This window comes from Rhizobium sp. SEMIA4064, from assembly GCF_003025035.1.
GTDB classification, from domain to species: Bacteria; Pseudomonadota; Alphaproteobacteria; order Rhizobiales; family Rhizobiaceae; genus Rhizobium; species Rhizobium paranaense.
Map to the genome: position 1 here is coordinate 195,482 of NZ_PYJN01000018.1, position 13,856 is coordinate 209,337.

Sequence of the window (13,856 nt, forward strand, 5' to 3'; positions counted from 1 at the left end):
CGGCAGGGAGGCAAGAAAGCTAAGCATCTCTCCCGAACCGCATGTTCACGCTGCGAAAAGCGTGAAGCGGATTACGGACAAGATCATGCCCACCTCCACAATTTTCACGGTGCCCATGTTTCGTTTTGTCTCTTTCACCTCCCTCGCCCTCTCCTTTGCCTTGCCGGCAATTGCCGAGGCTCAAGAAAAGCCGAAGCAATTGGTAATGATCTCTTTCGACGGCGCACATGACAATGCGCTGTGGACGAAGAGCCGCGAGATCGCTTCGCGCAACGGCGCACATTTCACCTACTTCCTGTCCTGCACCTTCCTGATGAACCGCGATCAGGCCAAGGTCTATCAGGCGCCGGGACAGAGAGCCGGCAAATCGAATGTCGGTTTCGCCAAGAGCGAGGACGACGTGCACACGCGTATCGCCAATATCTGGGGCGCACATCTCGAAGGCCACGATATTTCCAGCCACGCCTGCGGCCATTTCGACGGCAAAGCATGGACATCGGCAGACTGGCAGCAGGAATTCATGAATGCCCGCATCGCGCTACGCGATGCCTGGAAGAACGTCGGCGAAGCGGACAAGGAACCACCGGGCTGGCAGGAATTTGCGACGAAAGACGTCAAAGGTTTCCGCGCGCCCTATCTTTCGACCAGCGACGGCCTGATGCCCGCCGAAAAGGCCGTGGGTTTCCAGTACGACGCCAGCCTGGTGACCAAAGGCCCGGCATTGCCGCAGGTGGTCGACGGCATCTACCGCTTTGGCCTGCCGCTGATCCCTGAGGGTCCGGACCACCATCCGGTGATCGGCATGGACTATAATCTCTATGTTCACCATTCCAAGGGCGTCGAAGACAAGGCGGATTCCAAGTCCTTCGAAGACCGCACCTTCGATGCATTCGAAGCCGCCTTCGCCAAGCAATATAATGGCGACCGCATCCCGCTGCAGCTCGGCTTCCATTTCGTCGAAATGAACGACGGCGCCTATTGGCGCGCGCTTGATCGCTTCGTCAGCGACGTCTGCCACAAGGACGGCGTTGCCTGCGTCAGCTATTCCCAGGCGATCCCATTGATCGCGGCGCGAGGCAAAGCGCAACAGGGGTGAGGAGCGGTTGGGCGAGCCCGAGCAAAGCTAAGGCCGGTGGTGCGGCAAGCGGAGGCTCCTCGATTAGCCTAACGCTCCCAATTTCCCGCCATTGGTATCATTGAAAAAGGCTCCGCTTCCGGAGCCTTTTCCTTGTTTCATTACCCATCGACATGCACGATGCCGGTCTCACGCTCCAGATAAGTCTGGTCGATCTTCGGTAACGGCTCATCATCGATCGCCGCTTCGAAAGCCTTGAGGCGCTTGTGGATCGACAGGAGCTCGATGATCGTCGTCCAGGAGTTGACGAGATACTGGAACGAATTGCTGACCTGGCCAAAGGCGGTCGCGATCTGCTGATAGATGCCGTAGGTGATCGCGCCGGCGACAAAGGTCGGAACCAGCATGAACAACACGAACATCGAGTCCGCCTGCAGATAGAAATAGCGGGCGACGTTGAAATAGACGTAGTGGAAGTAAATGCGGTAATAGTTCCGCCTGACATTCGCGAAGAGCTCTCCGACGGTCGCCGGCTGCGCACGCTCGCCATTGTCTTCGCCGTAAACGAGCTCCTTGCGGTAAGCTGCTTCCACACGCTGGTTCTTAAAATTCAGGCCGGGCAGCTTGATGCCGGCAACCGCCAGCAACACCGTGCCGAAAGCCGACCAGAAGAGCGCCAGCCAGAAGAGCGAATGGGAAATCTTGCCGATGATCGGCAGTTCGGTGACATAGCTCGAAAGCGCAAGCAGAATCGGCAGAAACACGATCAGCGTCATCACCGAGTTGATCAGGCTGATGCCCAATCCTTCCAGGGTGCTGGAAAAACGCATCGTATCTTCCTGCACACGCTGCGAAGCGCCTTCGATGTGACGCAGCTTTTCCCATTTCGACATGTAGAAGCTGTTCATCGCCGTACGCCAGCGGAAGATATAATGGCTGGTGTAGAAATCCGTCAGGATGGAGACGAACATGCTGAGGAAGGCGATCTGCGCGAAGATTATCATCAACGTGTAGAAGCTCTCCACCGTCACCCCAGGCTGTTTCGTGAGCGCAGCCTGCAGGAGGTCACCGAAAGGACGGCGGAAGTTGTTGACGACGACGGACACCTGGACACCGAAATAGGTGACCAGAATGATCAGCGCCGAGCCCCAGATCGACCAGAGCTTCCAGGGATGATCCCAGGCTTTGATGTGCCATGCCCCGCAGAAAATCGCGGTGCATAAAAAGAAAAACCCGTAGAACCAGAGATTCCCCCACAACACGAAATAGCTGAGGTCATAGGGCTCCTGCCCTTCCGCAGGCATGACGAAACCGAGATGCGTCCCCAAATCGGAAAGAGACGCATACCAGACTGCTATGCAGAGAATCGTCCAGACCACCATCGAGGTGAAGAACAGCTTTGGCTGGGGGAAGAAAGAGTGAAACACGGGAGGCAAGCTTTCTTGATTGGGTCAGCGACCGCAATGACGTTTATTCGCGGCGAACCTAAGGCACTTCGCTGGAGGCGGCAACCGGCCTTGGCTTATTCTTACATAGATGTAATCGCTTATCCCATGATCGTGATGCGATTGTTCAGCCACGGTTTCCCTTTTTAGGAAGGCCACCCTGTCGCCGTTCAGAGATCCGGCAACCCCTTCACTGCAAAAATCCCGTGCCCTCTTGCAGAATTCTATCTTACGATATATATCGTACGACATGACGAACGATATAAACCCTCGTCATCAAAGGAGATACATTATGAGAGGCTTTAGAGATCGCATGTGCGGCGATAGCTTTGACACCATCGAGGCATATATCCTACGACATGGCGAAAGCCGTGATTCACACGGGAGGCACAGGAGAGACTTCATGAGAGGCTTCAAGGGCGGCATGTTCGGCGGCGGCTTTCGCACCGGCCGAAAATTCGATGCCGCTGATCTGCAGCTCATCATTCTCGCCCTGCTTTCCGAGCAGCCGCGGCATGGCTATGAACTGATCAAGACCCTGGAAGAGCGCTCCGGCGGCTTCTATGTGCCGAGCCCCGGCGTCATCTACCCCGCCCTCACCTACCTGGAAGAGACGGGCCTGGCCGAAGTCGAAGCGAGCGGCACGAAGAAACTCTACCGCATCACTGAAAACGGTCAGAAGCGCGTCGAGGAAAACCAGGCGCTGGTCGAGGCGACGCTCGCCAAGCTCAGCGCCATTGGCGAGAAGATGGCGCATGTCAGGCGCGTCTTTGGCGGCGAAGATGCCGGCGACGATGAAGGCCGCGAAGGCCCGTTCGGCCGCGATGCCGGCGATGTTCACCTCGCACGCCAGCTTCTGCGCTCGGCGCTGCGCTCGAAATATCCATGGAGCAAGGCTGAAGGCGCGCGCATCGCCGCAATTCTCGAACGCGCCGCCGCCGATATCATCCGCGGCGAGACGAAGGCGGAAGACTAAGGTCTAGCCGCTTAGTTGTCCGCCAAGGTCAGGATGACAGGCCCGTTGCGGGTGGCGACGACGGTATGCTCGAACTGAACCGTGGGCGCGCGCGGATCGGCATAGAGCGTCCAGGCATCATCGCCGCCCTCCGCCCAGCTTGCGCCGAGCGATAGGAACGGCTCGACGGTGAAGACGAGGCCGTCCTGCATGATGCGGGTCTCGTCCGGATCAGCCCAGGTAGACACTTCCGCCGGTTCCTCATGCAGCGAACGGCCGATGCCATGGCTCGCAAGATTGGCGATCAGCGTATAACGGTTCTTCTGGGCGAAAGCACCAACGGCGTGGCCGATCTTCGAGAAAGGCGCGCCGCTGCGCACCTGGTTCAGCCCAACCCAGAGCGCCCGCTTGCCGTCGCGGCAAAGACGTTCGATCTTCGGCTTGACCGGCGGCACGGCAAAGGACGAGCCGGTATCGGCGAAGAAACCATCCTTCTCCGCGGAAACATCGAGATTGACGAGATCGCCGGCCTGGATCACCCGCGGACCGGGAATGCCATGCGCCACTTCCTCATTGACGCTGATGCAGGTGGCGCCGGGAAATTTGTAAACAAGTTCCGGCGCCGAGCGGGCGCCGGCATCGTCCAGCACCTTGCGGCCAATATTGTCGAGTTCCAGTGTGGTGATGCCCGGCTCCAGCGCCGCAGCCATCGCCTGTATGGCGTTGGCGCAGATGCGGCCGATTTCTTTCAGCTTGGTCAGTTCGTCGTCGTTCGAGATGATCATTCAAAGCTTCCGGATAGCATGCGTCTGTTCGGACAGGCGTTCAAGCCGTCGCTTTCGCCTCTTCGCTTTCTTCAGTCAATGCCTTTCTGACAAGCGGCGCGACTTTCGTGCCGTAAAGCTCGATCCCGCGCATGATCTGCTCATGCGGCATTGTGCCGATCGCCATCTGCAGCAGGAAGCGATCATTCTTGAACAGCTTGTGATGAGCGACGATCTTCTGCGCCACCACTTCGGGATCGCCGACGAAGAGCGCACCATGCGGCCCGCGCGATTGGTCGAAATGTGCCCGGCTCGTCGGTCCCCAGCCGCGCTCGCGGCCAATCCGGTTCATCACCTCGGCCTGCGGGCCATAGAACTGATCGGCGGCGGCCTCAGTCGTACCGGCTACGAAGCCGTGAACATTGATGCTGGTTTTTAGCTTGGCTGCATCCTGCCCGGCGCGGCGGGCGGCCTCGCGGTAGAGATCGATGAGCGGCGCAAACCGGCGCGGCTCGCCGCCGATGATGGCAAGTGCCATCGGCAGACCAAGGGCACCGGCGCGCGCAACTGACTGCGGCGTGCCGCCGACTGCCACCCAGATCGGCAAGGGATCCTGCAGCGGTCGGGGATAGACCCCTCGCCCATGGATCGGTGGGCGGAGTTCGCCTGTCCAATTCACCTGTTCGCTCTCACGGATCGCCAACAGCAGGTCGAGCTTTTCCTCGAAAAGCTGGTCGTAATCTTCGAGATTGTAACCGAAGAGCGGGAAGGACTCGATGAACGAGCCTCGTCCCGCCATGATCTCGGCGCGGCCGTTGGAAATGAGGTCGAGCGTCGAAAACTGCTGGAATACGCGCACCGGATCGTCCGAACTCAGCACCGTCACGGCACTGGTCAACCGGATGTTCTTCGTCTTTGCCGCAGCCGCCGCAAGGGCGACGGCCGGAGCCGATGCTGCGTAATCCGGGCGATGATGCTCGCCGAGCCCGAAGACATCGAGACCGACCTGATCGGCCAGCTCGATCTCCGCGATCAAATTCTTCAGGCGACGCGCCGCTTCCGCACCCTTGTTGAGGGCGGGATTGGGATCGACGTCCGCGAAGGTATAGAGACCAAGTTCCATGATAAAAATCCCATCTGTCATTGACGGACGAAATAGGAAGGCAAGGCTGATACCGCAAATATGAATTGTCGAACGGTTTGTTCGACAATGTTGATACTAAGCCTCTAATTCGAATCCGAATTCAACAGCTTGTCCGCCGCTTCGGAATCGACATCGGAAGCCCTTGATGCTGGACATCAAAGGCGCGGATCGTCCGACAGCAACGCCCAGCGTTCATGGTCGCACCAGACGCCGCCGATCCTCAGATATTTGGGTGAGAAACCTTCCTTGCGGAAGCCGAGCCTTTGCACCAAGGCGATGGAGGCATGGTTCGCGGGCTGAATATTAGCCTCCAGCCGATGCAGGCCGATATCGTCGAAACCATGGGCGACTGCCAGACGTAGTGCCTCGGTCATGAAACCCTGGCCGGCAAAGGCCACCATGCCGTGATAGCCGAGAAAGGCGCTGCGGAAACCGCCCCAAACCACCTGGCTGATATTGACCACTCCGACGATACCGCCCGAACCGGCATCGCGCGCAACCAGGCCGATATTGGATCCGGTCACGGTTTGCCCGAACCAGGCATCGAAGCCATCCCGATCCAGGAAGGGATAGGCCCATGGCGTATGATAAGCGCGGCTCGCTATATTCGCCGCGATCAGTTCGCCAGCATCGGATTGCCTGACTGGTGCGATGGTGACTTGCGGCATGGCTCGCTCCACAAATAGATGTGGCAGCGAGGCATAGCAAATCGAATCCAAAATCAACAGCTTCAACGCAGGAACGGAATCATTTTCCGAACCGCTTCATAGCGAAGATAAAGTCCGCCCCAGGCGATGACGCCGAGGTAGAAACCGAACAGCAGATGCGAGAACACCGGGCTGCCGACCCTGAGATGCGTCGCCATCGCCCCACCGAGCAGACCGGTGAGAAGGATCGCGCCGAGAACCGATGTCTGGGGAATGGCGTATAGAACTGCGCAAAGAAGCGTGATGGCACCGAGCAGCCGCGCCAATGCCGGATCGGCGGAATAGCCGAGAGCTTCCATAGTCTCCGTAACCACAGGCAAAGGAATGAGCTTGATCGCGCCGTCAAAAACAAGAAAGGCGACGATCAGGCCGCTGAGGATCGTGCCGGCCACACGCTGCACCCGAGAACTGGATGGTGATTCCATTGCATAAAACATTGCTGTATCCCCCGGAATTGAATCAACAATTCAGATCTTCGACGCCAGCGCCGCGAGCTGGTCGGTGCACTGGCCCCACCCCTCGTGAAACCCCATCTTCTCATGCGCCTCGCGATCCTCCGCCGTCCAATGCAGGACCGTCGCGGTATAGCGTGTCTTGCCATTGCCGAGATCGTCGAGCTGGATGGTGCCCACCATGAAGGGTTTGGCCGAGGGTACCCACGCGCTGGTGAAGGCATCCGTGAACACGATCCGCTCGTTCGGAACGACCTCGAGATAGACGCCGACGTTCGGGTACTCCTCCCCGTCCGGACTGCGCATGGTGATGGAGCTTGTGCCGCCGGCGCGAACGTCGAGTTCGGCCGCCGAAATCGTCCAGGGCAGCGGCGCAAACCATTGCTTCACAAGGTCCGCTTCCGTCCAGCATCGATAGATCTTCTCGCGCGGAGCATCGATGATGCGGGTAAGAGAAAGTTCGAGGCGTGCATTCTGTTCGGTCACGGCGTGTTCCTTTCTTTCGCGTGAAACGGCCTGATCGGCCTATGTCTCAAGGACGTTGACGTCAGCCTCTTCCCGACATGGAAGGACGGATTTTTTGATTATTTTGCAATTGCCGGAACCGCGGCGCTGAGGCGGTCGAGCTGATGACGGATATGGGCGGCTTCGGCGGGCGAATGGGCCAGCGCGATTGCACGGTCGAAGGCAACGTGCGCCTCACGCGGCCGCCCTAATTGGGCAAGAAGACCGCCCCGAAGCCCGTGAAAATAGAAATAGCCATCGAGTTTATCCGTGAGCGCCTCGACCAAGGCCAGCGCCTCCTCCGGCCCTTTAAGCTTGGCAACTGCGACGGCGCGGTTCAGCGTCACGACTGGCGACGGGTGCAGCCGCTCCAGCGTTTGATAGAGCAGATCGATTTCCGCCCAATCCGTATCCTCGGCTCGCTTGGCGCGCGAATGCAGCGCGGCGATGGCGGCCTGAAGCTGGTAGGGTCCGGGGCGGCGATGGCGGATTGCCTTGTCGAGCAGAGCAAGCGCCTCATCGATCAATTGGCGGTTCCAGAGCGACCGGTCCTGGTCCTCCAGTAGAATGATCTGGCCGTCCGCATCGAAGCGGGCAGCATTCCGCGATTGCTGCAGCAGCATCAGCGCCAGCAGACCCATGATCTCAGGTTCCGCCTGAAAGATGCGCAGCAACAACCGACCCAACCGGATTGCCTCATCGGCAAAGGCGGACGCCTCGCGGCCCGGTCCGCCGGCGGAATAACCCTCGTTATAGATGAGATAGATCATGGCGCTGACAAGCGCCACGCGCTCGGCCCGCTCGACCGCACCCGGCGTCTCGAAAGGCACGCCGGCGGCCGCAACACGCGCCTTGGCGCGGGTGATGCGTTGCTCCATCGCGCTTTCGCTGACGAGGAAGGCACGGGCGATCTGGGTCACCGAAAGGCCGGAGACGACGCGCAGCGCCAATGCGATCTGCTGCGTCGCCGGCAGGTCGGGATGACAGCAGATGAACAGCAATCGCAGAATATCGTCACGATAGTTGGAGCCGTCGAGCCGCTCGGCAATATCGCTTTCGGCGTCGCCGGTATCGGAGATCACCTCCTCATCCGGCAAGCCCTGCGTCTTCGACTGTTTGCGCACGGCGTCGATGCCGCTGTTGCGGCCGACGAAGATTAGCCAGGCGACGGGATCGCGCGGCGGCCCCTTATCCGGCCATGTCTTCAAAGCTCTAAGACAAGCCTCCTGAAACGCCTCCTCGGCAATATCGAGATTACGGAAATACCGCAGCAACGCGCCGAGCACCTGCGGCCGGGCATTGGTGAATGCGATATCGATCCAGGCGAGGTCCGTCATGTTGCGATCGTCCCTGGTCTAAAGACATAAAGCGGGCGGATTTCATAGGAACCGGCGCCGGGATTGGCGATGGCCAGTTTCTTTGAAAATTCAATCGCTTCGTCAAGCGTCTCAAAGTCGACGACGTAGAAGCCGAGCAATTGTTCCTTCGTTTCTGCAAAAGGTCCGTCGATGACGAGGGGTTCGTTCTTGCCCTTGCGCAGCGTCGTTGCCGCCGTCGTCGGCATCAGCCGCGCGACCGGACCGAGCTTGCCGGCTTCGCCAAGCGGCGCCTGCACCGCCAGCAACCGGTCCATCGTCGCCTCTTCCTCCTCCTTGGACCAGGAAAATACGGCGTCTTCGTCGTTGTAGCATAGGATCGCGTAGAGCATGAGGACCTCCTTCTCATGTAAGACGAGGGAGTATCGCCCGCGCCGACAAGCCGCGTCAAAAAATTATCGCAGCAGAAAGCTATGCATCACCGCGGCGGACCGTCAGCGTCCCCGCTTTCGCATCGAGAATGGCAGCCGCGCCGATCGGTACGTTCAGCGGGCTGTGCCCATGCCCCAGCGGCAGGCCGCCGAGGACCGGCACGCCGAGCGCATCGAGATGCTCACGCAAGATATCGATGACCGAGAAGCGGCGATCGAATTCGAAGCGGGTGAACTGGCCGACCGCAACGCCCGCCAGACCGTTCAAATGCCCCGCCTTGCGCAGCATCGTCAATTGCCGGTCGACCTGCCCGCGGTACATGTTGACCGCTTCGAGCAACAGGATGGCACCGCGCAGATCCGGCAGAGCCCAGCCGGCGGCTGTTGCGACCATATCGAGATTGCCGCCGATCAAGCGTCCGGTAACCGTACCCTCGGTCGTCAGCGCCACCGTCGGTTCCTCCGGGCGCGCGCGAATGACGATGTCCTCTGATGTCATCAGCACCCGGCGAAGGGACAAGCTGGTTTCCAAACTGACCTCCTGTTCGCCGTCACCGACGAAAAGCGCGCCGTGGACACCCACCTGCCGGCAGTGCATCCACAGGCTGAGATGCAGTATGGTGATATCGCTGAAACCGACGAGAAACTTGGGATCACGCCGGACGGCTTCGAAATCCAGCCGGTCGGCGATACGGTAAGACCCCTTGCCGCCGCGCGTAGCGAAAATCGCCCGAACCTCCGGATCACGAAGCGCCGCATTGAAATCCGCCAGCCGCTCCTCGTCGGTTCCGGCAAGATAGTCGTGCTTGCAAAACGCATGTTCGCCGAAATCGACGTTGAGCCCCCACTCCTTCAGTATCTCCACCTGCTTCAAAATGAGGTCCCTGTCGGGCGGGCTTGCGGGCGAAACAAAACGGATTTTATCGCCCAGCCGGAGCAGCGGCGGCGTCAGGACGAGATCGGTTTCGGCGCGATCGGGTGATTCCATGCGGGGATTTTGGCATGGAACGCTGATGGGCGTTAGCCTCTGGCTGCGCATCACGCGGCCGCCTGGATTGAGACCGGAATTCCCCTCTTCAGGGAATTGCTGACCATGCATCTCGCCTTGGCTTCATCGATCACCGGCTGCGGATCGGAACCATCGAGCGTTTCGCAGGATACCGTCATCATCGCTGCCTTGGTAAACGACAGATCGCTCTCGAGTTCCACCCGCACGGAGATCGCGATTTTTCGCAAGCCGACACCCATTTCGGCTGCGATGTAATACAGGTCGTTGCAGAAACATCCGCCGATCGCCAATCCCAGCAGTTGGGCGCCGTTGAAGCCGAGCCCCTGCCCGCCGGCACGGCCTGGCGGACGGTCGACGGCAAGCGTATGGCCGCTGGCCCAGCCCAGTGCCGCCTGCGTATCCTCCACATTGCGCAATTCAACGGTCACGGACACCATGGCTGATCTCCTCATTCGCCGGAAAGACGAATGATTGCGCGATCAACGCAGCGATGGAGTCAAGTGAGTAGCCCCTTTGGAGGTCAGCCCTTCAGCATTCGCGGAGGCTTGCGTCTCCCGCCGGGCCGACGCCTTGCCCTGCCACAAAGGCAATCCGAGGGATTCCGATACGGTTGGATCGGCCGTAAAGACGGGGTAACCCTGCTCCATCAACCGCAACAGAATTTCCCTGTCCTTTTGAATATGCAGCCGGGCCAGATTGACCTGGTTGTAAATGTGACCGCCGGAAGCTGGATTGATGCCGGTAATGATCACCGCCGTCGCACCGTTATAGAGCGCGAAAAGTACCGCATTGATACCGTTCGAACATTTGTCATCCGCACCCAGTTCGCTGCATTTTACGCCGCCGATCCGGTCGAGAAGCGCCATCCGCTTATAGCGGTCGACGATTTCAAGATCGTCATATTGGTACTTGAAGGCCTTCAGCCCATTCTCCAGCCGCTCACGGCTCTTTCGCCACAGGAGAATGTAAAGCTTCTTCGTGCGCTCGCCATTGAGAACGCGGCGCACTTCGACGGCGTTCGTATTCGTCCCCTCGATCTGGTTGAATTGAACGAACGAGACATCCGGCACCTCAATGCCCCATGCCTTGGTGACGACCTGAGAGCCGTTGATGGTGATAACCTTGAAGGTCTCGTCGAAATCCGCGGGCTTATGAGACACCGGCGCCGATCCGACCACAAGAACGGGTCCGCAGAAAGGCTCGGCCAGCGTCGGAGGTTTCGGCCGGCAAAGCCAGTATTTGACACTCCGATAAAGGTGTCTCTTCAATTCCGTATAATTAGCAGCCATGCCTCGCCTTGATGTCCCCAAAAGGCGTTCATCGGAAAACAGTCGAATCCAGCCCCCCACTCGAAGGGCGCACTATCACCGCTTCGAACTACATTAGGAAAATAAAATTATCTTACATAATCAAACCGTAGGTGATCTGCCGGCTGGCTTCTGCCGCCTTCAACCCGCACTCAAGGTGCGCGCCACGGCGTTCTTCCATCCCTTGAGCTTCGCGCTTCGCGTCTTCTCGTCCATATCGGGCTCGAAGCGCCGGTCGCGAGCCCAGGCCTTGGCAAAGCTCTTGCGGTCGGGCCAGACACCGGCACGGCTGCCGGCAAGCCAGGCGGCACCGAGCGCGGTGGTTTCCAGGATGGTGGGGCGATCGACGGGCGCGTCCAGCAGGTCGGCGAGCCGCTGCATCGTCCAGTCGGAAGCGACCATGCCACCGTCGACCCGCAAAACGGTCTCCTTGCCGCTGCCGCTCTTCCAATCCTTGTGCATGGCGTCCAGCAGGTCGCGCGACTGATAGCAGACCGCCTCCAGCGCAGCGCGAACGATTTCCGCGGGGCCGGTATTGCGCGTCAGCCCAAAGATCGCACCGCGCGCATCCGGATCCCAATGCGGCGCGCCGAGACCGGTGAAGGCCGGCACGAGATAAACCTCCTGCATCGGATCAGCCTTTTCCGCAAACCCATCGGAATCGGAAGCGCGCTTGATCGCCTTCAGTCCGTCGCGCAGCCATTGCACGGCCGCGCCCGCGATGAAGATCGAGCCTTCCAGCGCATAGGTCGTCTCGCCGTTCAACCGATAGGCGATGGTGGTCAGCAGACGATTTTTCGAGCGCACCATGTCCGTGCCGGTGTTAAGCAGCGCGAAGCAGCCGGTGCCGTAGGTAGATTTCATCATGCCGCGCTCGAAACAAGCCTGGCCGATGGTCGCCGCCTGCTGATCGCCAGCAACGCCGAGGATGGGGATTGCCGCCCCGAAGATGGATGGATCGGTGATCCCGAAATCGGCCGCGCAGTCCTTCACCTCCGGCAGCATCGCGGCGGGAACACGCAGGATCTCGAGCAGATCCTCGTCCCATTCATTGCTGCCGATATTGTACATAAGCGTCCGCGAGGCGTTGGTCGCATCGGTGACGAAACTCTTGCCGCCGGTCAGTCGCCAGATCAGGAAGGTGTCGATCGTGCCGAAGCAGAGTTCGCCCTTGGCGGCACGCGCGCGGGCGCCCTTCACATTGGCCAGCATCCACGAAAGCTTCGTGCCGGAAAAATAGGGATCGAGCAGCAGGCCTGTGTGGCGGGTGAAGAGCTTTTCCAGATCCTGCCGCTTCAGCTTGTCGCAATAGCTCGCGGTGCGGCGGTCTTGCCAGACGATGGCATTGTGGATCGGCTTGCCGGTCGCGCGGTCCCATACGACGACGGTTTCGCGTTGGTTGGTGATGCCAAGAGCGGCGATGTCCTTTGCGGTGATCCCAGCAGCTTTGATCGCCTTATTGACGGTCGCAACCACGGAAGCCCAGATTTCCTCCGGATCATGCTCGACCCAACCGGGCTTCGGATAGTGCTGCGTGAACTCCTTCTGGTCGACGCCGGCAATCTTCATGTCACCGTCGAAAACGATAGCCCGCGTCGACGTCGTTCCCTGGTCGATCGCCAAGACATAACCGCTCATGCATTCCTCCCCGATTGTTCCTGTCCTTGAAACAACAGATACGGCAGCAAAACGAATGTGAAAAGAAAGCAAAACGAAATTTTTGACGAAAATTCCTTATTCCAGCTCGCGGATATATGAAGGGAACTGTCTCCAAAGAGTCTCGCCGGGATGCGATTGCCATATCCGCCGGTTTGAGACTAACCTCAAAGCCGCTATTGCGCTGCAACAACAGCCGCGCCGTCCAAGGAGAAAATCATGGCAAGAACAGTTGTTGTCACCGGTTCTACAAGCGGCATCGGCCTCGCCATTGCGACCGCCTTTGCCGCGAAAGGTGAAAACATCGTCCTCAACGGCTTCGGCAAGCCTGAAGAAATCGATGCCATCAGAAACACGCTCGAAGCCTCCGGCGGCGGCAAGGTGATCTACCATCCGGCCGACATGACCAAGCCCGCGGAAATCGCCGACCTGATCGCGAGCGCCAATTCAACCTTCGGCAGCGTCGATGTCCTCGTCAACAATGCCGGCGTTCAGCATGTCGAGAAGATCGAGGACTTTCCGATCGAGAAGTGGGACCAGATCATTGCCATCAACCTCTCAAGCTCGTTCCATACGATGCGCGCCGCCATTCCGCTGATGAAGGCGAAGAAATACGGCCGCATCATCAATATCGCCTCGGCCCACGCCCTCGTCGCCTCGCCCTTCAAATCCGCCTATGTCGCGGCAAAACATGGTATTATGGGTCTGACCAAGACTGCGGCACTCGAGCTTGCCGAGTTCGGCGTCACCGTCAACGCCATCTGCCCCGGCTATGTCCTGACCCCTCTCGTCGAAAAGCAGATCCCGGATACGGCCAAGGCGCGCGGCATGACCGAAGAGCAGGTGAAGACCGAGGTCATCCTCAAGGCGCAGCCGACGCGTGAATTCGTCAAGGCCGAAGAAATCGCGTCATTGTCGATCTATCTTGCCAGCGACGATGCCCGTCAGGTCACCGGCACGCACGTCTCGATTGACGGTGGCTGGACTGCGGCATAACCATAGACGGTCGAGCATGATCCGAAAAGTGCGGAGCGGTTTTCGGATCAGATTATGCTCAACCGAACAGATGGAACGAGATGACGGTTCGAAGG

At 59.3% G+C, this 13,856-nt stretch carries 15 protein-coding genes; 3 read left to right on the top strand and 12 right to left on the bottom strand.

What is annotated here, in order from left to right:
* Positions 1 to 115: 115 nt before the first annotated feature.
* Entirely contained in the window at positions 116 to 1,096 is a 981-nt protein-coding gene (locus C9E91_RS13185) for a polysaccharide deacetylase family protein (RefSeq protein ID WP_107108856.1), read from the top strand.
* A 140-nt stretch (positions 1,097 to 1,236) separates the two neighbouring features.
* Here C9E91_RS13185 and sbmA read toward each other — a convergent pair whose 3' ends face one another.
* Positions 1,237 to 2,502, bottom strand: coding sequence for a peptide antibiotic transporter SbmA (gene sbmA, locus C9E91_RS13190; protein WP_107108731.1), 1,266 nt, complete (start codon positions 2,500 to 2,502; stop codon positions 1,237 to 1,239).
* 421 nt (positions 2,503 to 2,923) lie between these two features.
* Between sbmA and C9E91_RS13195 the strand changes: the two genes are divergently transcribed.
* Positions 2,924 to 3,496, top strand: coding sequence for a PadR family transcriptional regulator (locus C9E91_RS13195; protein WP_107108732.1), 573 nt, complete (start codon positions 2,924 to 2,926; stop codon positions 3,494 to 3,496).
* 11 nt (positions 3,497 to 3,507) lie between these two features.
* On the opposite strand, the gene map is transcribed toward C9E91_RS13195, so the two are convergent.
* From map to glpK, 11 genes are all read right to left on the bottom strand, one after another.
* Complete coding sequence (gene map / locus C9E91_RS13200; RefSeq protein ID WP_107108733.1) at positions 3,508 to 4,260, bottom strand: type I methionyl aminopeptidase; 753 nt, start codon at positions 4,258 to 4,260, stop codon at positions 3,508 to 3,510.
* A gap of 40 nt (positions 4,261 to 4,300) precedes the next feature.
* Positions 4,301 to 5,362: an LLM class flavin-dependent oxidoreductase gene (locus C9E91_RS13205; RefSeq protein WP_107108734.1), complete on the bottom strand. Its 1,062-nt coding sequence runs from the start codon at positions 5,360 to 5,362 to the stop codon at positions 4,301 to 4,303.
* A gap of 176 nt (positions 5,363 to 5,538) precedes the next feature.
* On the bottom strand, positions 5,539 to 6,051 hold the full coding sequence (locus tag C9E91_RS13210) for a GNAT family N-acetyltransferase (protein WP_107108857.1): 513 nt from the start codon (positions 6,049 to 6,051) through the stop codon (positions 5,539 to 5,541).
* Positions 6,052 to 6,113: 62 nt separating this feature from the next.
* The gene (locus C9E91_RS13215) at positions 6,114 to 6,527 is read right to left on the bottom strand and encodes a DoxX family protein (RefSeq protein ID WP_107108735.1); all 414 of its coding nucleotides are present in this window, start codon (positions 6,525 to 6,527) and stop codon (positions 6,114 to 6,116) included.
* 30 nt (positions 6,528 to 6,557) lie between these two features.
* On the bottom strand, positions 6,558 to 7,028 hold the full coding sequence (locus C9E91_RS13220; protein WP_107108736.1) for an SRPBCC family protein: 471 nt from the start codon (positions 7,026 to 7,028) through the stop codon (positions 6,558 to 6,560).
* 98 nt (positions 7,029 to 7,126) lie between these two features.
* Positions 7,127 to 8,383: an RNA polymerase sigma factor gene (locus tag C9E91_RS13225; protein ID WP_107108737.1), complete on the bottom strand. Its 1,257-nt coding sequence runs from the start codon at positions 8,381 to 8,383 to the stop codon at positions 7,127 to 7,129.
* The gene (locus C9E91_RS13230) at positions 8,380 to 8,754 is read right to left on the bottom strand and encodes a YciI family protein (protein ID WP_107108738.1); all 375 of its coding nucleotides are present in this window, start codon (positions 8,752 to 8,754) and stop codon (positions 8,380 to 8,382) included. Before C9E91_RS13230 ends, C9E91_RS13225 begins: the two co-directional genes overlap by 4 nt.
* Positions 8,755 to 8,833: 79 nt before the next feature.
* Complete coding sequence (locus C9E91_RS13235) at positions 8,834 to 9,781, bottom strand: S66 peptidase family protein (protein ID WP_107108739.1); 948 nt, start codon at positions 9,779 to 9,781, stop codon at positions 8,834 to 8,836.
* Between the two features lie 50 nt (positions 9,782 to 9,831).
* Positions 9,832 to 10,239, bottom strand: coding sequence for an OsmC family protein (locus C9E91_RS13240; RefSeq protein ID WP_107108740.1), 408 nt, complete (start codon positions 10,237 to 10,239; stop codon positions 9,832 to 9,834).
* Positions 10,240 to 10,281: 42 nt separating this feature from the next.
* Positions 10,282 to 11,091, bottom strand: a complete 810-nt coding sequence (locus C9E91_RS13245) for a membrane-anchored protein (protein WP_107108741.1) — start codon at positions 11,089 to 11,091, stop codon at positions 10,282 to 10,284.
* A 159-nt stretch (positions 11,092 to 11,250) separates the two neighbouring features.
* A complete protein-coding gene (glpK, locus tag C9E91_RS13250) occupies positions 11,251 to 12,747 on the bottom strand; it encodes a glycerol kinase GlpK (protein WP_107108742.1) in 1,497 nt (498 codons plus the stop codon).
* 237 nt (positions 12,748 to 12,984) lie between these two features.
* On the opposite strand from glpK, the gene C9E91_RS13255 reads away from it, so the two are divergent.
* Positions 12,985 to 13,761, top strand: a complete 777-nt coding sequence (locus C9E91_RS13255) for a 3-hydroxybutyrate dehydrogenase (protein WP_107108743.1) — start codon at positions 12,985 to 12,987, stop codon at positions 13,759 to 13,761.
* Positions 13,762 to 13,856: the final 95 nt, after the last annotated feature.